The organism is Acinetobacter sp. CY81 (assembly GCF_059515925.1).
This window is the reverse complement of the sequence record NZ_JCAKNC010000002.1, coordinates 180444-202804: the sequence shown is the minus strand read 5'-3', so window position 1 is coordinate 202804 and position 22361 is coordinate 180444. Positions and strand designations below refer to the sequence as shown.

24 protein-coding genes are annotated in these 22361 nt (G+C 39.2%); 9 read left to right on the top strand and 15 right to left on the bottom strand.

What is annotated here, in order from left to right:
• Window positions 1-77: 77 nt before the first annotated feature.
• Window positions 78-1469, top strand: coding sequence for a WS/DGAT/MGAT family O-acyltransferase (locus AC5YDM_RS03330; RefSeq protein ID WP_496150712.1), 1392 nt, complete (start codon window positions 78-80; stop codon window positions 1467-1469).
• Between the two features lie 73 nt (window positions 1470-1542).
• On the opposite strand, the gene AC5YDM_RS03325 is transcribed toward AC5YDM_RS03330, so the two are convergent.
• The 6 genes from AC5YDM_RS03325 to AC5YDM_RS03300 form a co-directional block, all read right to left on the bottom strand.
• Window positions 1543-1710, bottom strand: a complete 168-nt coding sequence (locus AC5YDM_RS03325) for a PA1571 family protein (RefSeq protein ID WP_496150711.1) — start codon at window positions 1708-1710, stop codon at window positions 1543-1545.
• A gap of 138 nt (window positions 1711-1848) precedes the next feature.
• Complete coding sequence (gene rng / locus AC5YDM_RS03320; protein WP_496150710.1) at window positions 1849-3303, bottom strand: ribonuclease G; 1455 nt, start codon at window positions 3301-3303, stop codon at window positions 1849-1851.
• A gap of 137 nt (window positions 3304-3440) precedes the next feature.
• Complete coding sequence (locus AC5YDM_RS03315; protein WP_496150709.1) at window positions 3441-4019, bottom strand: Maf family nucleotide pyrophosphatase; 579 nt, start codon at window positions 4017-4019, stop codon at window positions 3441-3443.
• Window positions 4007-4501 (bottom strand): rod shape-determining protein MreD, encoded by a 495-nt coding sequence (gene mreD / locus AC5YDM_RS03310; RefSeq protein WP_496150708.1) that lies wholly within the window; start codon window positions 4499-4501, stop codon window positions 4007-4009. Before mreD ends, AC5YDM_RS03315 begins: the two co-directional genes overlap by 13 nt.
• Window positions 4488-5345, bottom strand: coding sequence for a rod shape-determining protein MreC (gene mreC / locus AC5YDM_RS03305; protein WP_496150707.1), 858 nt, complete (start codon window positions 5343-5345; stop codon window positions 4488-4490). The genes mreD and mreC overlap by 14 nt, the downstream gene beginning before the upstream one ends.
• A gap of 15 nt (window positions 5346-5360) precedes the next feature.
• Window positions 5361-6407 (bottom strand): rod shape-determining protein, encoded by a 1047-nt coding sequence (locus tag AC5YDM_RS03300; protein ID WP_496150706.1) that lies wholly within the window; start codon window positions 6405-6407, stop codon window positions 5361-5363.
• Between the two features lie 133 nt (window positions 6408-6540).
• On the opposite strand from AC5YDM_RS03300, the gene gatC reads away from it, so the two are divergent.
• The 3 genes from gatC to gatB are packed head-to-tail and all read left to right on the top strand — an operon-like array spanning window position 6541 to window position 9855.
• Window positions 6541-6855, top strand: a complete 315-nt coding sequence (gatC, locus tag AC5YDM_RS03295; RefSeq protein WP_496150705.1) for an Asp-tRNA(Asn)/Glu-tRNA(Gln) amidotransferase subunit GatC — start codon at window positions 6541-6543, stop codon at window positions 6853-6855.
• Between the two features lie 46 nt (window positions 6856-6901).
• A complete protein-coding gene (gatA, locus tag AC5YDM_RS03290; RefSeq protein ID WP_496150704.1) occupies window positions 6902-8380 on the top strand; it encodes an Asp-tRNA(Asn)/Glu-tRNA(Gln) amidotransferase subunit GatA in 1479 nt (492 codons plus the stop codon).
• Window positions 8380-9855: an Asp-tRNA(Asn)/Glu-tRNA(Gln) amidotransferase subunit GatB gene (gatB, locus tag AC5YDM_RS03285; protein WP_496150703.1), complete on the top strand. Its 1476-nt coding sequence runs from the start codon at window positions 8380-8382 to the stop codon at window positions 9853-9855. The genes gatA and gatB overlap by 1 nt, the downstream gene beginning before the upstream one ends.
• A gap of 50 nt (window positions 9856-9905) precedes the next feature.
• Here the strand turns inward: gatB and AC5YDM_RS03280 are convergent, their stop codons facing one another.
• Entirely contained in the window at window positions 9906-10613 is a 708-nt protein-coding gene (locus AC5YDM_RS03280) for a DUF4145 domain-containing protein (RefSeq protein WP_496150702.1), read from the bottom strand.
• Between the two features lie 187 nt (window positions 10614-10800).
• Entirely contained in the window at window positions 10801-11322 is a 522-nt protein-coding gene (locus AC5YDM_RS03275) for a hypothetical protein (RefSeq protein WP_496150701.1), read from the bottom strand.
• Window positions 11323-11550: 228 nt separating this feature from the next.
• Between AC5YDM_RS03275 and AC5YDM_RS03270 the strand changes: the two genes are divergently transcribed.
• Window positions 11551-12453: an NADP-dependent oxidoreductase gene (locus AC5YDM_RS03270; RefSeq protein ID WP_496150700.1), complete on the top strand. Its 903-nt coding sequence runs from the start codon at window positions 11551-11553 to the stop codon at window positions 12451-12453.
• A gap of 136 nt (window positions 12454-12589) precedes the next feature.
• Here the strand turns inward: AC5YDM_RS03270 and AC5YDM_RS03265 are convergent, their stop codons facing one another.
• Both AC5YDM_RS03265 and AC5YDM_RS03260 read right to left on the bottom strand, forming a co-directional pair.
• The gene (locus tag AC5YDM_RS03265) at window positions 12590-12988 is read right to left on the bottom strand and encodes a lysozyme inhibitor LprI family protein (RefSeq protein WP_496150699.1); all 399 of its coding nucleotides are present in this window, start codon (window positions 12986-12988) and stop codon (window positions 12590-12592) included.
• A gap of 57 nt (window positions 12989-13045) precedes the next feature.
• A complete protein-coding gene (locus AC5YDM_RS03260; protein ID WP_496150912.1) occupies window positions 13046-13489 on the bottom strand; it encodes a hypothetical protein in 444 nt (147 codons plus the stop codon).
• 358 nt (window positions 13490-13847) lie between these two features.
• Between AC5YDM_RS03260 and yddG the strand changes: the two genes are divergently transcribed.
• Window positions 13848-14792, top strand: coding sequence for an aromatic amino acid DMT transporter YddG (yddG, locus tag AC5YDM_RS03255; RefSeq protein WP_496150911.1), 945 nt, complete (start codon window positions 13848-13850; stop codon window positions 14790-14792).
• 86 nt (window positions 14793-14878) lie between these two features.
• Window positions 14879-15394, top strand: coding sequence for a hypothetical protein (locus tag AC5YDM_RS03250; protein WP_496150698.1), 516 nt, complete (start codon window positions 14879-14881; stop codon window positions 15392-15394).
• 414 nt (window positions 15395-15808) lie between these two features.
• On the opposite strand, the gene AC5YDM_RS03245 is transcribed toward AC5YDM_RS03250, so the two are convergent.
• Window positions 15809-16693: a LysR family transcriptional regulator gene (locus AC5YDM_RS03245; protein WP_496150697.1), complete on the bottom strand. Its 885-nt coding sequence runs from the start codon at window positions 16691-16693 to the stop codon at window positions 15809-15811.
• Window positions 16694-16851: 158 nt separating this feature from the next.
• Between AC5YDM_RS03245 and AC5YDM_RS03240 the strand changes: the two genes are divergently transcribed.
• Together AC5YDM_RS03240 and AC5YDM_RS03235 are read left to right on the top strand one after the other, a co-directional pair.
• The gene (locus AC5YDM_RS03240; protein WP_496150696.1) at window positions 16852-17424 is read left to right on the top strand and encodes a chromate transporter; all 573 of its coding nucleotides are present in this window, start codon (window positions 16852-16854) and stop codon (window positions 17422-17424) included.
• Window positions 17421-17936: a chromate transporter gene (locus AC5YDM_RS03235; RefSeq protein ID WP_496150695.1), complete on the top strand. Its 516-nt coding sequence runs from the start codon at window positions 17421-17423 to the stop codon at window positions 17934-17936. The genes AC5YDM_RS03240 and AC5YDM_RS03235 overlap by 4 nt, the downstream gene beginning before the upstream one ends.
• A 57-nt stretch (window positions 17937-17993) precedes the next feature.
• Here AC5YDM_RS03235 and sbmA read toward each other — a convergent pair whose 3' ends face one another.
• From sbmA to pgaC, 4 genes are all read right to left on the bottom strand, one after another.
• Entirely contained in the window at window positions 17994-19193 is a 1200-nt protein-coding gene (gene sbmA, locus AC5YDM_RS03230; protein WP_496150694.1) for a peptide antibiotic transporter SbmA, read from the bottom strand.
• Window positions 19194-19460: 267 nt separating this feature from the next.
• On the bottom strand, window positions 19461-20585 hold the full coding sequence (locus AC5YDM_RS03225; RefSeq protein WP_496150693.1) for an acyltransferase family protein: 1125 nt from the start codon (window positions 20583-20585) through the stop codon (window positions 19461-19463).
• A gap of 70 nt (window positions 20586-20655) precedes the next feature.
• Window positions 20656-21069, bottom strand: a complete 414-nt coding sequence (gene pgaD, locus AC5YDM_RS03220) for a poly-beta-1,6-N-acetyl-D-glucosamine biosynthesis protein PgaD (RefSeq protein WP_496150692.1) — start codon at window positions 21067-21069, stop codon at window positions 20656-20658.
• Window positions 21070-21084: 15 nt separating this feature from the next.
• A complete protein-coding gene (gene pgaC / locus AC5YDM_RS03215; protein ID WP_496150691.1) occupies window positions 21085-22350 on the bottom strand; it encodes a poly-beta-1,6-N-acetyl-D-glucosamine synthase in 1266 nt (421 codons plus the stop codon).
• Between the last annotated feature and the right edge of the window lie 11 nt (window positions 22351-22361).

Below are 22361 nucleotides of genomic sequence, written 5' to 3'. Positions count from 1 at the left end.
AGAACTATACTCAAATTGAATGGACCTATAATTCTAAAAAGCGATTTAGATATATTGCAGTGAGGCAATCTAAAACTATGCGACCTTTGCACCCCCTAGATTTTATTTTTTTAAGCTTAGAAAAACGCCAACAGCCTATGCATGTTGGGGGTTTGTTTTTGTTTCAAATTCCTAAAGACGCTTCAAGCACTTTTATTCAAGATTTGGTTACCGACATTCGTGAATCAAAATCGATCCCGATCCCTCCTTTTAATAATCGTTTAAATGGATTGTTCTGGGATGAAGATGAAGAGTTTGATATTGATCATCATTTCCGACATATTGCTTTACCACATCCGGGACGTATTCGGGAGTTATTGGTCTACATCTCTCAAGAACATAGCGCCTTAATTGATCGCGCAAAACCACTTTGGACATGTCATATTATTGAAGGGATTGAAGGCAATCGTTTTGCCATGTTCTTCAAAATACATCATGCAATGGTCGATGGTGTAGCAGGTATGCGTTTGATCGAAAAATCTCTGTCGAAAGATCCAAATGAGAAATCGATTGTTCCTCCTTGGTGTATTGAAGGTAAGCGTGCCAAACGTCTTAAAGCTCCGCCTGTACCTGCTTTAAAAACGGTGATTAGCACATTAAAAGAACAGATTGCCATTGCACCCAAAGTAACACAAGAACTCTATCAAACTGTGTTTAAGGAAATGCGAAATCCTGATTACGTGTCTAGTTTCCAAGCGCCGGGTAGTCTATTAAATCAACGAGTCAGTGCATCTCGTCGCTTTGCGGCACAATCGTTTGAACTTGATCGCTTACGTAATATTGCTAAATCACTCGGTGTAACCATTAACGATATTATTCTCGCGATTTGCTCAGGAGCGCTTAGAGAGTATTTACTGTCCCAAAATGCTCTACCAAAAAAGCCTTTAATTGCAATGGTCCCTGCTTCTGTACGCGATGACAACTCTGATCTCAGTAATCGAATCACAATGATCTTAGCCAATCTGGGAACACATAAAGACCAACCGCTAGATCGCTTAGACATTATTATTCGTAGCGTAAAAAATGCCAAAACACGCTTCCGTAGAATGACATCGAATCAAATTTTAAATTACAGTGCTTTTGTTTATGGTGCAGCAGGTCTAAATATCCTTTCAGGCGTGATGCCTAAGCGCCAAGCCTTCAATATTGTAATTTCTAATGTCCCAGGCCCAACAGAACCTTTGTACTGGAATGGTGCAAAATTAGATGCACTCTACCCTGCATCCATCATTTTAGATGGGCAAGCATTGAATATCACGATGACCAGTTACTTAGGTAAACTTGAAGTGGGTTTAACGGGTTGTCGTAATGCATTACCCAAAATGCAAAATCTATTGACTCATTTGGAAGATGAAATTCAAATTTTTGAACAGATTATTGCTGAGAAAGATGTAATTGAAATCGAAGCTAAAATGAGTGCCAATGCATAACTGTGTGAATACATAGCTTAAAGATATAAATTTTAAAATTCAGAAATAAACCAAGGGGCTTTTGATAAGCCCCTTAATTTTTAATATTTCGACATTGATTTAACAATTGTTGACATGCGACCACAACCATCGCTTTGGTAATTTGAACTTCTTGACCTTGGTCATTCACCATCACACATGCATTTTTCTTTTGTGTCTCTAACACATGTTTCATACCACGATTTAAAATTTGTTCAGCCATACTCATCATTCACCTCACATTTGCTAAGGTTTTTCCTAACCTTTGGCTACTTGCATCCATAGGCACTAGTATTGTGAAGTCAGACTTGAATGTAAAATTTCAGATGTAACAACTGTTTAATGAAATTCTGTTACAAATTTAATTCAGAATGATATCGTATTGCTCTTGCGTGTATAAATTTTCGACTTGAAACTTTATGACACGTTTAACAAAATGCTCTAAATCCGAGACAGCTGTTGCCTCTACCGTTAAAAGACGATCTACCACTTGAGGATGGGCGACGACAGTAAAGCCAATCTGTGACTTAAAATCGCGCGAATATCGCAATATCTCACGAAATATCTCGTAACATATTGTCTCGGCAGTTTTGACATATCCACGACCTTGACAGGTTGGACATGATTCACAGAGCAAATGTTCTAAAGATTCACGTGTACGCTTACGCGTCATTTCAACCAAACCTAATTCAGAAACCTGAGTGATTTTAGTTTTGGCATGATCTTTTTCTAAAACTTCTTCAAACTGTTTGAGGACCTCATCACGGTGCTGTGCCTCTTGCATGTCGATAAAATCAATAATGATAATGCCGCCCAAATTACGCAGTCTTAATTGACGCACAATCACTTGAGTCGCTTCCATATTGGTTTTAAAGACGGTGTCTTCTAAAGAACGACCACCAACATACGATCCAGTATTCACATCTATCGTGGTCATAGCTTCAGTCTGATCAATCATCAGATAACCACCAGACTTCAACGCTACACGTGTCTGTAAAGCCTTTTGAATATCATTTTCGACATTATACAAATCAAAAATTGGGCATTCGCCAGGATAATGTTTCAAACGATCATGCATCGTTGGAACAAACTCATCGACAAACTCTTGTAGCTTTTGGAAAACTTCACGAGAATCGACTTGGATTTTAACTGTATCTTCATTTGCCAAATCACGAATGATCCGCTGAGGTAAAGGTAATTCTTCAAAAACAAGTGAAGGTACAACGATGCTTTTTTGCTTACGCTGAATAAACTCCCAAAGCTTAGCCAAATACGCCATATCTTGCGCAATCGCTTCCTCAGCAATACCTTCCGCAGCAGTGCGGACAATCACTGAACCTGGTAGCTTATGTTCCGCTTGAATCCGTTCAATGATCGAGCGTAAGCGATCACGCTCTTCTTCTGATTCAATACGCTGTGAAACGCCAGTATGATGACCATAAGGCATCATCACCAAGTATCTTGAAGGAATAGAGAGATCTGTACTCAGTCGCGCTCCCTTGGTTCCAAGCATGTCTTTCATCACTTGAACAGTCAGGATTTGACCCGGCTGCAGTAATTCAAAAACATTAGGAGTTGGCTGATTACGTGGCCATACCATGTCATTGATATGCAAGAAAGCCGTACGTGATAAACCAATATCTACAAAAGCAGCTTGCATACCCGGCAAGACACGAACAACTTTAGCCTTGTAAATATTACCCACTAAACCACGTTTTGCAGCACGCTCAACAAATAGTTCATTCACCGTACCATTTTCAATTAAAGCCACCCGTGTTTCCGTCGGGGTGACGTTAATCAACAATTCGTCAGACATAAAAATACTCAAAACATTATAAAAATTTGTTCGCGAGATTAATTTAGTGCCTTAATCTTGCTTCATCTGGGTGGCTGTGTGCTTAAACACGAGCTCTAAATATTCTCTAATAAATCTACTAACCGATTTTCTTCAATCTATTTTCTTTGATCAATATTCTTTAGTAACTGCAATGTTTCATATAAAGGTAAGCCAACAACATTGCTATAACTCCCTTGTATGCGTGGAATAAACTGTGCTGCATAACCTTGAATGGCATAGGCTCCCGCTTTTCCAATCGGTTCACCAGTCGCCCAGTATTGTTCCATATCTAGCTGACTGAGCTTTTGGAAATATACTTTGGTTCGAACAACCATACTTTGAATAGTATTCGGATCGCATTCAGATGACAGCACACATACACCACTGAGGACATCATGCTGACGATCGGATAATGCTGTCCAAATTTCAAATGCATGCTGTTTCGATTCAGGCTTTCCAATAATCTTATGATCTAACACTAAACTGGTGTCTGCCGCAATGACTATCGCATCGGGAAATTGAGCTAAAATGGCTTGTGCTTTTTGTTCTGCTAGGCGTTGTACATAATGATCTGCGCTTTCACCAACATGTACAAACTCATCTATATCTGGACTGAATATTTCAAATTTCAGCCCAACTTGTTCAAGCAGTTCTTTGCGTCGAGGCGAACTCGACGCCAAAATTATGCGCGCCATCTTTTTAAACAATAATACAGTACTGGCCATAAGCCAATACTACTCATTAAAGGCAACCAATGACGAGTAATCGAGCTTTGTACATCTGAAATCACTTGAGCAAGCAGGATAAACACTAAATGTGCAACCACAGACATACTGACGATGATCCATGTATTGGCAAAGGTCATTACGCGTCTTTCACGAATAAAATATCTGACAATAAAGGTGATCAATACATAACTCAATGCATTCAGACCTAATGGTGCATCAAGTAATAAATCGGTAAATAGACCAATACCAAAAGCAAACCAGACCCCGCACCATGACGGCTGACACAAAATCCAAAATAATGTCACCATCAGCATGATCAATGGTCGCCATCCAGCCAACGTATAGTTCAGTGGATAAACCACCAGAACTGAACAAATAATCACGGAAACAATAATCGCAATGAGTGGATCTTTATGTTTATCAGCAGTGATTTTTTTAGCGTTGAGCATGAGGTTGCTCCATTGCTAATGAGTCTGAGAACATCACCACCACATGATGACCACCTGAAAGTTGAGCCGCTGGTTTTACATCAATCTGTGCAAATTCACCAGTGTTTTCACGCTTCACTTTAGAAACTGTACCCACCAAATAACCTGCTGGGAAATGTTGCCCTAAGCCTGAACTAAACACTTTATCTCCGACTTTTATATTGGCACTGGTCGGCACATATTCCATTTTTAAGCGTTCTAAATCACCCGTACCGGTCACGATGGCACGCATTCCCGAACTTTCTAAACGCACGGAAAGTGAATGTTCTTTATCAGAGAGCAACATCACTCGACTACTATGCGGATAGACATTGATAATCTGCCCCATAATACCTTTATCATCGAGTACCGTTTGCCCAACTCTAAGTTGATTTTCAGAACCACGGTTAACAATAATAATATGACGTAAAGGGTCAGCATCCGTACCGATGACTTCAGATATTTCCATACGCCCATCAATAATTAGAGGGGTATCAAGTAGTCCACGCAATCGGGTGTTTTCAGCAGAAAGTTCAGACAGTTTTTGTAGACGAACTTGAGCCTGCAGTAGTTCAGCTTGCATCGCAGTATTTTCACGGCGCAATTGAGCTTCAGACTTGGTTTGTTGATTTAGCCATTCTTTCGATAAAACAGGATAACTTGCGATCGCATAGATTGGATTATATGCAGCATACAAGACATCTCTTGCGGGTTGTACCACATGTGGCATGCGCCAATTGAAAATCAGCACCACGAAACAGGTAACAACCGCAATGATGAAGGAACGAAAAGATGGCGGTTGTCTTGAAAAAAGATTCGGTTGCACCGCCTAGATCCTTTCTTAGCCTACGAATAGCATATCGTGATTTGGATTATCAAAGAATTCCAATACTTTACCACCACCACGTGTTACACAAGAAAGTGGATCTTCTGCAACCACAACTGGCAAGCCCGTTTCTTGAGACAATAGTTTGTCCAAGTTACGCAACAATGCACCACCACCAGTCAATACGATACCGCGCTCTGCAATATCAGAAGATAATTCAGGAGGTGTTTGTTCAAGCGCCGATTTCACAGCAGAAACGATGCTTTGTAAGGGATCAGAAATCGCTTGGGTAATTTCATCAGAGGTAACGGTAATCGCTCGAGGCACACCTTCTGCAAGATTACGACCACGAACTTCGATCTCAAGTGGTTTAGCACCTTCATCAGGCAATGCCATACCCACTTCTTTTTTAATCAATTCAGCCGTGGTTTCACCAATCATACAACCGTGTGCTTTACGTACGTAATGAATAATTTGCTCATCAAATACATCACCACCGATACGCAGTGAATCAGCATATACACAACCTTGAAGTGAAATAATTGCAATCTCGGTCGTACCACCACCCACATCGACAACCATTGAACCACAAGCTTGTTCCACTGGCATGCCCGCCCCAATCGCAGCAGCCATCGGCTCTTCAATTAAACGCACATCACGTGCGCCTGCATTGAATACCGCTTCACGGATTGCACGACGCTCTACCAATGTCGATTTGCACGGTACGCAAACCACAACACGAGGTGCAGGTGGGAATAAACGTTTTTCATGCACTTTACCAATAAATTGGTTTAACATGGTTTCGGTTACTTCGAAGTCTGCAATTACACCGTCTTTCATTGGACGAATTGCAGAAATATTTGCAGGTGTACGACCCAGCATTTGTTTTGCATCAAGGCCGACTGCGGCAACAATTTTTTGTGAACCACTATGGCGAATCGCCACAACCGTCGGTTCGTTTAATATAATGCCCCGTCCTGGCGCATAAATTAGTGTATTAGCTGTACCCAAATCAATGGCAAGATCTGGCGAAAACAAGCCAATTAGTCGTTTTAGAATCACGGTTCGTTCTCAATTAAACGTTATATGGTCGTAAGATGGCAACTTTAACTAAATGTGATGATTTGAACAAGTCAATCGCTTATTATAACACACGATATTTGAATATTTTTTAATACTGATTAGGTGAGACATCATGTCAGCTTCAGATGCTCAGCATTCTGCAGATTTAAATGCACAAACCGTTTCAAGCATTGCTCATTTAGCGCGCTTGTCACTGAACGAGACGCAATCTGCTGAATATGCTCAAAGTTTAAATAAAATTTTAGGAATGATGGAAACCTTGAAAGGTATTAATACCGATGGTGTTGAACCTTTAAAGAGTCCATTTGACAATCCACAACCCTTACGTGAAGACGTGGTTTCAGAACAAAATCACCGTGAGGATTATCAAGCTGTAGCGCCTGCAACTCAGGATGGTCTATACCTTGTTCCTCGTGTGATCGAATAATTTCGCCCTAAATCGTATTTAAATTTGAACGTAAAGAATTGTACTCATGACTGATTTACATCGCTTATCTATTCGCGAAATGGCTGAAGGTCTAAAATCCGCTCAGTTTTCATCACGCGAGTTGACTCAACACTATTTAAACCGTATCGCAAAAATTGACGCTCAAGTTCAATCTTATGTGACTGTGACACCTGAACTTGCATTAAGCCAAGCAGATGCGGCAGATGGTCTATTAAAATCAGGTATGGCTGGTTTGATGACGGGTATTCCTTTGGCACACAAAGATATTTTTTGTACCAAGGGCATTAAAACCACTGCTGGTTCTAAAATCTTAGATAACTTTATCTCTCCTTACGATGCAACTGTAGTTGCTAAAGGGATTGAAGCAGGCTTGATCACTTTAGGTAAAGTGAACATGGATGAATTTGCCATGGGTTCAACCTCTGAGTCTTCTTACTTTGGTGCGACCAAAAACCCTTGGGCACTTGATCATGTTCCGGGTGGTTCTTCAGGTGGTTCTGCTGCTGCAGTTGCTGCTGATCTTGCTCCAATTGCAACAGGTACAGATACAGGGGGCTCGATTCGTCAACCTGCATCTTTCTGCGGTTTAACGGGTTTAAAACCAACATATGGTCGTGTATCACGTTTCGGTATGATTGCGTATGCATCATCACTGGATCAAGGTGGACCAATGGCTCGCTCGGCTGAAGACTGCGCTTACCTCATGAACGTGATTGCGGGTCATGATGTAAAAGACTCAACGTCTGTAAACAAAGACGTTGATGATTATGTTGCTAACTTAAATGGCACATCGGTAAAAGGCTTACGCATTGGTATTCCTAAGCAATACTTTAACGTAGCTGGCTTAGATGCTGATGTAAAAGCACGTGTTGAAGAATCATTGAAAAAATTGGAAGAGATGGGTGCGACATTGGTTGAGATTGATCTCACCATGACTGATGCCTATGTTCCAACCTATTACCTGATTGCACCTGCGGAAGCATCTTCTAACTTACAACGTTTTGACGGCGTACGTTACGGCTACCGCTGTGAAAATCCAGTAGACCTCATGGACTTGTACAAACGTTCGCGTTCAGAAGGTTTTGGTAAAGAAGTTCAGCAACGTATCCTGATTGGTACTTATGCATTGTCTGCGGGTTACTACGATGCTTATTATGTGAAAGCACAAAAAGTACGTCGTCTCATTCAACAAGACTTCTTAAAAGCATTTGAATCTGTAGACGTGATTGCTGCGCCTTCTGCACCGACGACGGCTTATAAGATTGGTGCAAACCTTTCTCCAGTAGAAATGTATTTGGGTGATATTTACACCATCGCGGTGAACTTGGCAGGTCTTCCTGCAATTAACGCGCCTGTTGGTTTTGACAAAGACAACTTACCTGTTGGCTTACAGTTGATTGGTAACTACTGGTCAGAATCGCAATTGTTGTCTGTGGTACATCAGTATCAACAAGCAACGGATTGGCATACAAAACGCGCTGCAATTGCTGAGGAGAATGCATAATGTCTAAGAATGCTACTAAGCCTAAGTCATTGTTAATTGATGGCTGGGAAGTCGTTATTGGTATCGAGATTCACACACAGCTTGCGACCAATTCTAAAATTTTCTCTGGTTCGTCAACAGTGTTTGGTAATGATCCAAATACTCAAGCAAGTCTTGTAGATTTAGCAATGCCGGGTGTATTGCCAGTATTGAATAAAGAAGTGGTTGATCTTGCGATTCGCTTTGGTTTAGGTATCGATGCTTATATCGACCAAGCTTCTGTATTTGCTCGTAAAAACTACTTCTACCCTGATTCGCCTAAAGGCTACCAAATCAGCCAAATGGACAACCCGATTGTGGGCTTGGGTCATATCGACATTCAACTTGAAGATGGTACGGTAAAACGCATTGGCGTGACTCGTGCTCACCTTGAGGAAGATGCTGGTAAATCAATCCATGACCAATTTGAAGGTATGTCAGGCATTGACTTGAACCGTGCGGGTACACCGTTACTTGAAATCGTATCAGAACCAGATATGCGTTCAGTTGAAGAAGCGGTTGCTTACATTAAAGCGATTCACACGCTTGTGCGCTGGTTAGGTATTTCTGACGGTAACATGGCGGAAGGTTCTTTCCGTTGTGACTGTAACGTGTCTTTACGTCGTCCGGGCAATGAATTTGGTACGCGTTGTGAGCTTAAAAACCTCAACTCATTCCGTTTCATTGAACAAGCGATCAATGTTGAAATTGAACGTCAAATGGAAATCCTCGAATGGGATGGCACCATCGACCAAGAAACGCGTTTGTTCGATCCTGTGAAGATGGAAACGCGTTCAATGCGTTCTAAAGAAGAAGCGAACGATTACCGCTACTTCCCTGATCCTGACTTGTTGCCAGTGATCATCTCTGATACTCAAATTGAAGCGGCTCGTGCTGACTTACCTGAGTTGCCTGCTGCACGTCGTGAGCGCTTTGTGGCTGACTTTGGCGTAACTGAGTATGATGCTCACGTTCTTACGCTGACTCGTGAAATGGCAGACTTCTATGAAGCTGTTGTGGCTGCTGCTGGCGGTGCTGCACAAGGTAAGATTGCGGCGAACTGGGTGATGGGTGAATTCTCAGGTGCTTTAAACAAAGCAGGCTTAGATTTGGCTGATTCTCCTGTAACTGCTGAAAAATTGGGTGGCATGATTGCACGTATTGTGGACAACACAATTAACGGTAAGATCGCGAAACAAGTCTTCGGCTTTATGTGGGATGAAGGCAAAACTGCGGATGAAGTCATTGCGGAAAAAGGCTTGAAACAGGAAACTGATACAGGCGCGATTGAAGCGATTATTAAAGACGTGCTTGCTGCCAACGAGAAGATGGTTGAAGAGTTTAAATCTGGTAAAGAGAAAGCCTTTAACGGTCTTGTTGGTCAAGTGATGAAAGCAGCGAAAGGTAAAGCGAACCCTGCACAAGTAAATGAATTAATGAAGAAATTGATTGGTTGATCTGATCTTTCTTTAAAAGAAAACCCGCTTTAAAGCGGGTTTTTTCAAACCTACAATGAAGCTCTTTTTTGCTCAGGAAATAAAGAATTAATTTCTTCAATTTTCTTTGGCTTTGTAATTGCGTAATCGACTATTAAATTTATATAAGTAAAAATAGCTGGGTTAATATCTTCTAGAATTTCATCACAAATAATCCCCGGATGTACATTTGCATTTCCAATCAATCTGATATTATCAGCAGCTTTTGCAACAGTTAAAGGAATAATATTTTTTATAACCAACTCTTCGATCGACTCTTTAATATTTTTCTTTTTTACACCTAAATACTCACATAATTTTTCTAATGCTAAACGGATTAATGCTGCAGCTGAACGAGGTGATAATTCGAAAATCAACGCTGCTTCTTTATATAATTCCTTTACATTATCTGGCATATCAGATGAATACTCAGGTATATCTTGATTAAAAATCTCATTTATTGGAAATAATCTTAAACACTCAGAATCATTACTAGGTCGTGGGATACCTTGGAGCCCTATCCATCCCGAAACTTCCCGATTGTTATACCAAATATTTTCTTTATCACATGATGCGCAATGTGCCTGATGAACTCTTGTTTGAATATTATGCTCATTACCTTGTTCATCATAAACCATGAAAAATAAATTCTCCCATTTCATATGAGCAAAAGCACCACAATGAGGGCATTTAAATCTTTTTTGATCAAAAATCGTTGTAGGTAATTCAGGTATTTTCATGAAGTATAATTAGCTCTATTTTTTATCTGTTAAGTTTACACACATACCAGGATATTTTAAAAATTTATCTAATCAATAGGAGAAGCTTAGACATAGGTGTATTAAAAAAACTTTAAATATCACCTTTAAAAGTAGACTTTACTCAGTGATATAACCCTCTACCAACCATTGAAGAATTTATAAAGCACTATAACGTAAAAATTTTTCCATCCATTTTTCTAAAGTTCAAATAAAAATGCTCTGGAATTTTCAAAATCAAATTATATTCTTTATCTAAAAAAACTTCTAAAAACCCATCAGAAAATGAACAGCTATTAAAGCTATTCCAAGAAGTGACACAGTGATAATCAACATGCATATCTATTGTATTCCACTGATAATGCAAGCTAAGTAGTGAAAATAAGTCTGTATCAAATGTCAGACCGCTATACCCTTCATAGAGCTCAATCACTTCATCTATGTCCGAAAAAGTGCACCTAATGGTTTGCTTAGCTTTTTGTAATATCAATGATTTTTCATCATAATCTTGCTGAAGCCGCTTACTCATTTTTAATAGATATGTATCTAACAGATGTTCGTTTTCTTGCAAGTAATCCATAACAATGAGCGTCGTATCAATTTGAAATTCTGCTCTTAACATCCCAAGCGTGTTAGGTAATGAATAATGACCCAGCATATCGGCACGTGTAAAAGAATATTCCATAGTCATATTTTTGCTCTATTAAGCTCCAAAAATAAATTTATCATTTTTTAAAGAAATCACCAGATCAAATGTTTTTTCTAACCCTTAATTAAAATCATCCAACTAAAGACATAGAGTCACCTTTTAAACAGCACTATTCTATTTTTAGAAAAATCTAATGCAAATTTCGGTCTGTAATCTATAAACATCGCCTGCCTATAATCAATCTATAGATTAAGAAATAGGCAAAACTAAATGAACACGACAGTACTACTTGCACATGCATATGGACCATCAGACGTACTTAAACTCGAACAACATACCTTTCCACCGCTTGCTTCAGGCATGGCACGAATTCAGGTCAAAGCCTCTGGGATTAACCCCATCGATGCACGACGCATGACAGGTGAGTTCAAACATGCCAACCTCCCACAAACTTTCGGAACAGAATACGCAGGCATCATTGCAGAAGTAGACGGCTCACAAAATACATGGTCAGTAGGCGATGAAGTGCTTGGTTCAGGCGGATCATTTACCCATGCCACAGTCATTGATGTACCACTCGAAAACCTGATTAAAAAACCCAAAAATATCGAATGGAAAGTCGCAGGAACACTCGCAGGTGTTGCACAAACAGCCATGACCATACTCGATGAAATGGGTCCTGCTTCATCATTATTAGTACATGGTGGATCAGGTGGCGTCGGTTCAGTACTGATTCAACTTGCTGTCAATAAAGGCATGACGGTTGTTGCAACGGCATCCAGCTCAAATCAAGACTATATTCAAATACTTGGGGCGATCCCTGTAATCTACGGCGAAGGATTGGTTGAACGATTAAACCAAGTTCACCCTGAAAAGTTTGATGCCTCTATCGACATGATTGGCAATGAAGATGCCACTCAAGCCTCCCTTGCAACAGTGAAAGCAGACGGCTTTATGGGTTCAATCGCAGGACGTAAGCTTTCCTCTGCACGCATCAAACCTGTTTGGGTCAAACGAAATATTGTTAACTTACAACACGTGGTCGATGGCGTGGCTGATGGACGTTACACATGGGCAGTCAGCCGTGAATATCCATTTGAGCAAGCTCAACAAGCCTATAGCGACATCCTTGATGGTCACACCAAAGGCAAAAGCGTTTTAATTTTTAACTAAACGTCAAATGAAGTTAGTTAAAAGTCATTAATGAAACAGACTTCATTTGCTTTAAATAAAAAAGAGAATGCACATTAATAGGCATTCTCTTTTTTAGTTAGATGATTAAATGCAGTATTGAGCGTTTATAAGTGTATTAATACTCTGCTGAAAAATTTTCTAGTTCTGTAGCTCTTAAAGCTGTCGTTTCCATTAAACAGATTCCACCATTTACTCTAGCTATTGAACCACCATCAGGATCGGCATAGAAATCACAGTTTTGGTCTCGGTACTTGATCCATGTCCGTTGAACTTGTTGCAACTGTTTCTTACGGGTCGAATCTAAAGAAGTCGTAAGTGATTTATAGGCTTTGTTTAAACGAACATCTTGTAGTTTAATTTCAGTGGAAATACAGGCATGCATTTTGGTTGTTACACCACCTGATTTATCCATACAGGTTGTGTACTGCTTCGATAACTTCGGACTATCCGCATGACTTAAAGTCATACCACTTACACAGATCAGCCCAACGACTAACAGTTTATTCAACATCATTCACATTCCCTTTCTACAAGACCATCTTTGAATCAGCATACTCAATGAATGAGTGAACTACTCACGGGTTAAGCCCAATTTATTCCAAATATCAGGTGTTAAAAAAGTCACCACCAATTTGTTTAAATCAATATAACGGACCACGCCTTTTAGCTGTTCTTTCACTTCAGGATTCTTCAAAATTTCCTCCCCTGAACTGCGCCCAAGTTCTTGAAAACTATTGCCTACAGCTTGTATGCCCTCAGCTTGAATCACCGCTTTGGTTTGGGCTGAACATTGCTCAACAATAATGCGTTGCAACACACCTGCTAAGTTTTTATCGAGCTGCTCTTTTTGTGTAGCGGAAACATTGCTAAACGCTTTTAAATCAGGATGTGAAGACAAAGCTACAAATGTCCATTGTAAAACAGCGGTTTTATCGGTTGCTGTCGTGGATTTCATTAAACAATCACTGAGCTGATCGACTGTTGGACCCGCCACAGACATTTGCGTCGCTCCCATCAATGCTAAGCCAATGAGTAAAGCACGTGGTTGAGTAAAATACGTTGTGAATTTCTTGTTATTACGATCTTGATGACTTTTTATATTGAGTTGAGCTTTCATGATGATGATCCCAAAATAATTGTGAAACTTGAATCTTTCCGTTTTAACACAAAGGAATATCTGTGCTGTTAGAACTCTGTAAATACACATTCATATTTCACAGAAAATCTAAACTTTTGATACATGAAATCCAAAGTAAAATCTTCAATAAAACGTCGTTGATTCGCGTATGTGAATCGGATTTCAGCATATAATCATTGCACTCAATTTGCCACATTCAATGTCGCAATCCATTGCTCAAGATACTCAAGCGCTCATGACCAAAAACCTTGCCACGCTGATCGGTTTAACTGCCATTTTACAGTGGTCATCCATCGTCGGTTTACTGAAACAAATCAGCTTTAGCATTGGACCTGATTTGGCTGTGCTGTTTATGTATAGCTTTAGCGCGCTATTACTTTTGGCTATTTTTCGAATCCCCAATTTAAAGCAAATTCCGCGTGTCTATCTGATTAGTGCAACCTTATTATTTGTCATTTACGAAATCTGCTTTTCCTATTCCATTGCTTTAGCGCAAACAGCACAACAAGCGATTGAAGTCAGCTTGGTTAATTACCTCTGGCCGAGTATGACTATTGCGCTGTTGATTATCTTTAAGGAACTCAAATTCACGCCTTTGGTGATTGTTGGGCTCCTAATTAGTCTGAGTGGCGTGGTGTATATCCAAACAGGTAATGGTGAGCTGGATTGGGCAACCATTGTGGCGAATATTCAAAGCAATCCGATCAGTTATTTATTGGCATTTATCGGTGCGAGTCTATGGGCGCTGTATTGTGTCATTACTAAAAAATACAGTGGTGGACACAACCCTATTGCGTTGTTCTTTATCGCTGTAACGGTTGTACTTTGGCTGAAAATGCTGATTTTACATCCTGAACAATTGGTAAATATGCCTAAATTAGATCAGAGCACCATCATCTATATGGCATTGGTTTCGGTGGTAACAGGTCTAGGTTATGCGGCTTGGAATATTGGGATTAATCAAGGCAATATCACGCTGTTGGTCACCCTATCGTATTTCAGTCCGATATTTTCATCGTTGATTTCAATGTGGATTTTAGACTCAACACTTTCACAGTCTTTTTGGCTTGGTGCGACTATGGTGACTTTAGGTTCATTTGTCTGTTGGATTTCGACCAGTTGGACTGAAATCAAAAGCAAACTCATTCACTTCAAACTGTTTCGATCTAAACATTTTTAAATCACTATAAAATGAAAATGACTGAAATATATTTAACGCATGGATGCTCAACGCATACTGAGCATCCATGCTTGCATGATCATTGAATGATCATCATCGTGGTGATCATTAAAGTCTTTTTGTCTGATGCTGATGAAATTCCCAATATAGCTGAGCTACCAACGTTTAATACTCAACATATCAATACTCAACGGCGTACTGATACTGTTGAACAATACCATTCCCTGTCAATTGATACCCCCATCCAACAATCAAATATGGCTACCGTCGTTGAAACAATTGAATCTCCAAAATCTAGAAAAATGGGGATAGCTGAAACAATTGCTGAAGATATGTTTGAGCAACCTGAGCTGATTACTTTTGATCAGTTATTGCAGTATCGTTTAGGATTCAATCGCGATGGAAAATTGCATTATTTTATCTGCTGTTTTCTTTATAGTTTTGTTTTAGTCTTTCGATGCATTCTATTTGTATTTGAATGCTTAGGCTATTTATTCTTCCATATTGTAATCCTTTTCTTCTTTGAGATCGTGATCCGATTGATTTGGTTCTTGATCACACTTCCATTCAGAATGATTGGTCATCTACTTGATGGGGTTTAATCAGCATTTAAAAATATAAACTCTCTCTTTAAATAAAAATTAAGGTAATTAATTAATGGAAATGGCACTATTAGCAACAACGATTTGGTTCATTATTTGGTGGCTCTATGCCATTTATGATGTTTTTTTCTCACGCTCGCACGAAATTATTCCTGAAGAGTTATGGGTCATTAGACTTAATCCACTGACCCAACACAGTATTAAGGTTCTTATCTTTCCACTCTATATGCTTTATCACTGCATAATCATACTGTTCAAATGCATTCATTATCTTTGTTATCAAATTTTCTTTGAAATGATTCTGATGGGACTATTAAGGCTAATTGGATTAGTGATTAAAGGAATTTTTATATTTTTAACTCGTATTTTTGATTAAATTCGGCTGCAGTCATCTAAATTTCATTCAAAATACACTTAAAGCAAGCCTAGTAAATTTCGCAATCGAACATTTCGACTATTCTTTTTATAAATTGCATAAATTGGCGCGATGCACGGGGTTTCAGATTTAAGTGATTTATAGACAATTTGATTATTCCAAAAGTCCCGAATTGACTCAGGTACAATCGACAAACCTATTCCTGCCGCAATGAGATTCAGACTAGACGTTAAACGTGGCGCTTCTTGTACAATGTTTGGACTAAATCCTGCCTGATAACAGTTTGCCAATATATTATCAAACAAATCCTGCCCTGCTAAACGCCTATACAATACAAAATCATAAGGTTCTAAATCCAAGAGTTGAATCGCATATTGTGGTTTAGACAAGGGATGATTATTCGGTAATGCTATAATTAAAGGCTCGTCCAAAACATGCTGACTGATCAACCCTAATCCAATGGGTGCGGGCTTCCTCAGAAAAACAATCTCATTTTTATCATTTAAAATACTGTCTATGAGCGCGCTACTTCCCTCTTCTTCCAGATGAATTGAGACATTTGAAAACGACTCTCGAAATCGCCTTAATAACTGAGGTAAAAATGGATGTAACCCTGCTGAGTTGGTAAAACCAATATTCACCTGCCCCTCTAAACCCTGAGCAATATTTTGAACTCGCTGAGGGATAGATTGAGCATGAGCCAAAATGGTCACTGCTTCTTGATATAGGACTTTGCCTGCATCTGTCACTTCAACACCACGTGGTAAACGACTCAGCAGTTGTGTGTTTAACTCCACCTCTAAACTTTTAATTAAGCGGGTCAATGGTGGCTGTTGCATATTTAATCGAACTGCAGCCCGAGAAATATTACTTTCCTCAACCACAGCAACAAAAGCTTTTAAACGATGAATATCAATAACCATAATGCTGCTCTTTTTAAAATAAAAATAATTGAATCGTTTGAAGCACTTTTTATATCCATTTACACATACTTTTTGGGTATAGCTAAAGTCATAAATAGCATTTTTATTTATATCTCATCAAGCTCATAATTTGATCATCAGAAAAAATGGATTGAGTCATGACAACTGAAGTACTTGCTTTAGCAGAGCCTATACACCCCAATAGCAAGGAATTATTCACAGGATTTATGAAACTCGGTTTAATGGGATTTGGTGGCGTACTGCCCCTTGCACATCAGATGATTGTTGAAGATCAAAAATGGTTAGATGACTCTCAATTTACCAATCTATTAGGCATCTGTCAGATCTTACCTGGGGGTAACATCATTAATATGGCTGTAGCAATCGGATACCAATTTCAAGGATTAAAAGGTGCGATTAGCTCTGTTTTAGGATTAATTTTCGCCCCAACGATTATCGTAGTTTTGATCTATGAGCTGTATTCGCAATTTCAGAACATTCCTACAGTCAAACACATGATTGAAGGATTGGCTGCTGCAGCGGCAGGCTTACTTTTTGCAATGGGTTTTAAGTTACTTAAACCCATACTTAAAAGTTATCTCACTATAATCACCATCGCACTCACCTTTGTATTCATGCTGGTGGTGAAAATTCCATTAGTGCTTACGCTACTCATCCTCTTTGTTTTGAACTTTGCGGTCTTAAGCATGAATAAGGGAGCTTTGAAATGATTTTAATCTTACTTGCTATTGTTTTTACGCAACTGTCAATATTGGCTTTCGGAGGTGGCAATGCGATATTGCCTGAAATGCAACATCAAGTGGTTGAAGTGCATCATTGGCTAACAGCAACCCAGTTCAGTGCGATGTTCGCTATGGCTCAAGCTGCTCCCGGACCCAATATGATGATCGTATCCTTAATCGGTTGGCATGTTGCTGGTCCTGCTGGACTATTGGTCACGTCATTGGCGAAGTTTGGACCATCTTCAATCCTTGCCATATTTGCACTAAAATCTTGGAACAAACTCAAAGACCACCCTCTAAGAACAAGATTTGAGCAATCTCTCAAACCCATTACTGTAGGACTGGTCTTGGTCAGTGCTTTTATTATTGCCAGTGCTTCCGCTCACAATAATTTATTGATCGCTATCGTTGTAGTCGCTACCCTTCTAAGTTTATTTAAGAAAATTCATCCTCTTTGGGTGATGGCTTTTGGCGCATGTACAGGTGCTATATTTTTATAGATGAAATAAAAAATGCGTAATTTTATACGCATTTTAAAAATTCTTAAGATATGAAAATCAATCATCCAATATTGATTCAAATGCTTTTAGACGCTTACGAATTGAAAGCAACTCGATAATAGTCTTCCAAGAACTGACTAGATATTGGAAAGACTCACTCACTTTATTAAATACACCCATGATTTGGTTAATTAAACCGAGTGTCAAAAAGCCCGCTGCAATTGAAGGAAATAAAACAAATAAGCTAAACAAAATATCTAACTGACCGTACCAACGTGCAAATAAGTTGAAATAGGCATAGTGGAAATACAATTTAAAATAATTCGTACGAATATTTTTAAACAGCATTTTCAAAGTAATTGGATCAGCCCGATCAGCATGGTCTTCCCCATAGACCAACTCTTTACGATAAGCCGCTTCTACTTTTTGGTTATTAAATTCAAGACCAGGTAACTTAATACCCACCACCATCAACAAGAAAGTTCCAAATAATGCCCACCCTATAGATGCCCATACCAATGAATATTGCAACTCACCAATGATCGGAAGTACAGGTACTTTACTCGACAAAACAAAGAGTAATGGCAGAAAGGCTATTAACATTAGTATCGCACGAACTAATTCCACACCTAGATCTTCTACAATCGTAGCAAAACGCATAGTGTCTTCCTGTACACGTTGCGAAGCACCTTCGATATGCCTCAATTTATCCCAACGGCTTACATAGTATTCATTCATAGCGGTACGCCACCTAAAGATATAATGACTTGTAAAGAATGCGATAATTACCCCACTCATGACTGAAATACCTGCTAGGGATATAAATGTCGTAGCTTCGCGATAAAGCATATTCACATCACCGCCGCCAGTACTGAGGATTTTTTGAATTGCATCCCAAAATGGTACGTACCATGCATTGACAGCAACGCTCACTTGAACGCTCAACCAGATACTAAAGAGTATGAAAGCAGAACCCAAAACTGACCAACCTTGCCAAGGGTTATTAGATTTCCATTTCCACAACAAAGCGAACAGCGATGTTGCTACAAAGAACCAAAGATAAAACCAGAGGAAAGATGGCGACCAAAAACGACTGATTCCTACCACTAGCTCTGCATCTGCATATCCATTGGGGAAACCCAAATAAGTTCCCCAATTTTTTCCGCCTGCAAAATTCCAAAGCCCTATATTGACAATACACCACAGTACCAAAGAGGAAAAAAACCATTTCGGATGTGGAAAAAAAGACTTAAGCATCGACTTTTGTTATCCCTAATTTTGTTATGAATACTATTTTTTGCATACTAATCCTAAAAATTTGAATCGTCTTCGATTTTTAGAAAAAATTTGTTATTTATGTTTGGTTTTATTCACTTAAACAGCTGAGCCAGTAGAATCACTGAAGTCATAATAGATCATGACTTTTTATGAAAACTCAAATTGCCTCAACAGATCCACCCACTATGACTGAAATCCAAGGATATGAATATCAGATTAATTTAGAATCGGATGACTTTAAAAACTTTACTTCAAAATTAGATCAGAAATTTTTTGGCTGGTTTTTATCGCCAACTGATCGACCCATTGACTATAATAGGCTGAAATCCAGAGTGTTATCAGGATAAAAATAACAGAAGCAATTATCGCTGAAATTGTATATTGCAGTCCGATACTTAATAAATAATTAAAAATCGGTACGCCCACAACATAGAGCGTAATCAGGTGGAGTAGATAGATGGAGAATGAAAGCTTACCGAGCCAAACCAAAACTTTTTTATCTAAAAATTGAGAAAGCTTTGGGCTCATCAGAATGCTGTAGACAATCAACATACCCGCAAAAAAATTACAGTAATCATAAGTACGCTCACCTAAAACTGCATAAATCCATTGATAAGAAGCGCTACTGCTATGTGCACCTGCCAAATACAGCCCACTCAGTAACAATGCAATGGATAAAGTAAGGCTGAGTTGCTTACCATATAAGTAATAATAAATACCAATTACAAAACTACTAATGCCTAAAAAGAATCCCTCTCCCTTTAGGTATAACGCAATCAATGGCAATAAAATTGATCCAATGAAAAATGCCACCCGACTGAACTGATAAATATAAAGCAGTAAGAACAATACTAAAGATCCAATCAACTCGATGTGCATCGTCCACAGCACCCAATTGACAGAGCTTTCAGCAAAGAAAAAAGATCCAATTGTCCCTTCATAAAGGGCGAGCTTTAAACTCACGTCCTGCGTGACATAAGCCTGAAACCAACCATTCATTTGACTGCTATCTATGTGAATGGTTTGAAATACACCCCAAACCACCAAACAGGATATAACAGCAGGTATAGCCAAGCGTGGATAGCGCTTAATCAACATACTTTTAATTTTGAACTCAGCCTGTTCAGGCTTTCTTAAAATGGCATAAGACAGTACAAATCCGCTCAGTACAAAAAATAAAAATACTGCTGCTGTACCTGAGTACCAAAATGCAAAGGGAGAGTTATGAATAAAGGATTGCCATATAGATGTTGAAACTTCTGCAGGATTAAAGTGATGCAAAAAAGGAAAAAAACTTAAACTTAAATGGGAAAATACTACAGCCAAGCATGCCAATCCTCGAATGCTTTCAGCCGAATTGAGTTTTACCATAAAGCTATATTTTCCTATTTATCGTTAAAAGAAGAGTTTGAATATTTACATTCAAAGAAGTTAATTCAAATCATTCAATCCGAATAATCTTCCCAGACTCATCATGATGTACCGTCACAATTTTCTGCTGACGAGAACGATGAATCTGTTCTGCAGAAAGCTCAAAGTGCGCTGCATAATCCTTAATGCCTTTGGCTTGCACGTATTTGATCGACTTCGCTGGAATAAAGTTACTCCACAACCACAGCATCAATGCACATGCCAAAATGGCAACAAAACCATTTTCAATTACACTCCAAAACACATGCATGATTTGATTAACAAGTTGATGATTATTCTGGTCAAACACTCCCAGTGAAATCATCAAGGGTTGCCATAACACTAACCATCCTGCCCAAAGCAACACGGTCGTCATGGCAGTCAAGCATCGTTGTTGCCAAGGCAACTGATGGCGTATATCAATAATAATGGACTGAATATTCACAATACTTTTCTTCCACTAGCTGTCTTCACGAACACCGCGGTCGGGACTAACCCAACGTGCACGCTTGCGATCGTTACGTAACAACACTTTAGGCATGGCTACAATTGTTGCTGATACAGTAATCACCCAAAATAGGAATGGATACCAAATCATCCAAAAATAGTTTTTTGCTAGCCCTTTTTCATATCGACTGTCCATCCACATGCTAATTGCAAACTGGAATAAACACGTCGCCCCGATAAAAATCCCTGTGCCATATGGCAAAAATGGTGAGCTGACATCTGGAAATCCAACCGCTGGTAATAACCAACTTAGAATCCAAAGTATCACCATAAACAACATCAAATAAGACCAAATCAAAGTCAGGCTCATTTCCAACAATAATGGCCATAAGAAATTCAATTTGGGTTTAAACAGTACATCTATATTTTTGGTCAGGACTTGCGCCCCGCCCATTGCCCAACGCAGACGTTGATTCCATAATCCCGAAATCGTTTCAGGCATCAGTACCCAAACAATCGCATTCGGCTCAAACTCAATATCCCAACCTGCACGTTGCAATTTCCATGAAATATCGATGTCCTCGGTCAGCATATTAGGTGACCAATAACCCACTTCATGCACTGCACTTTTACGAAACGCAGTGATTGCCCCTGACACCGTAAATAATCGTCCAAATGTCCTCTGCGCTCGCTTGATCATGCCAATAATGGATGAAAATTCACCAACTTGTACACGACCCAATAAGGTCGAACGATTACGAATCCGTGGATTACCTGTCACAGCAGCGACCGTTGGATTATTTTGAAAATGACGAATCATCCATTGAGCTGCATGCGGATCCAGTAAGGCATCACCATCGATTCCCAATAGATATTCAGCTTCGGTCACTAAGCTTCCCGCTTGAAGTGCCATAGCCTTACCTTGGTTTTCAGCCAAATGTACAACTCTTAAGTTTGCACATCGTACACTCATACGGTCTAATACATCACCTGTATGATCTGAGCTTCCATCATTAATCGCAATGACTTCAAAATTCGGGTATTCCAATTGTAAGGCTTGACCGATGGTTTCTTCGGCATTATCCCCTTCATTAAAACAAGGCACCAATACGGCAACCAAAGGATATTCGTTTAATAAAGGTGGTAAATCAAAGGCAGGTTCTTTTCGCTCACGAATACAAAAAATCAAAGCCCCTATCATCCAGAGATAAGACATAAACAATGGATAATAGAAGATGAAATTGAGTATCGACTGCCAAAGATTTTGAAAAGTGTGCATGTATCTAAATT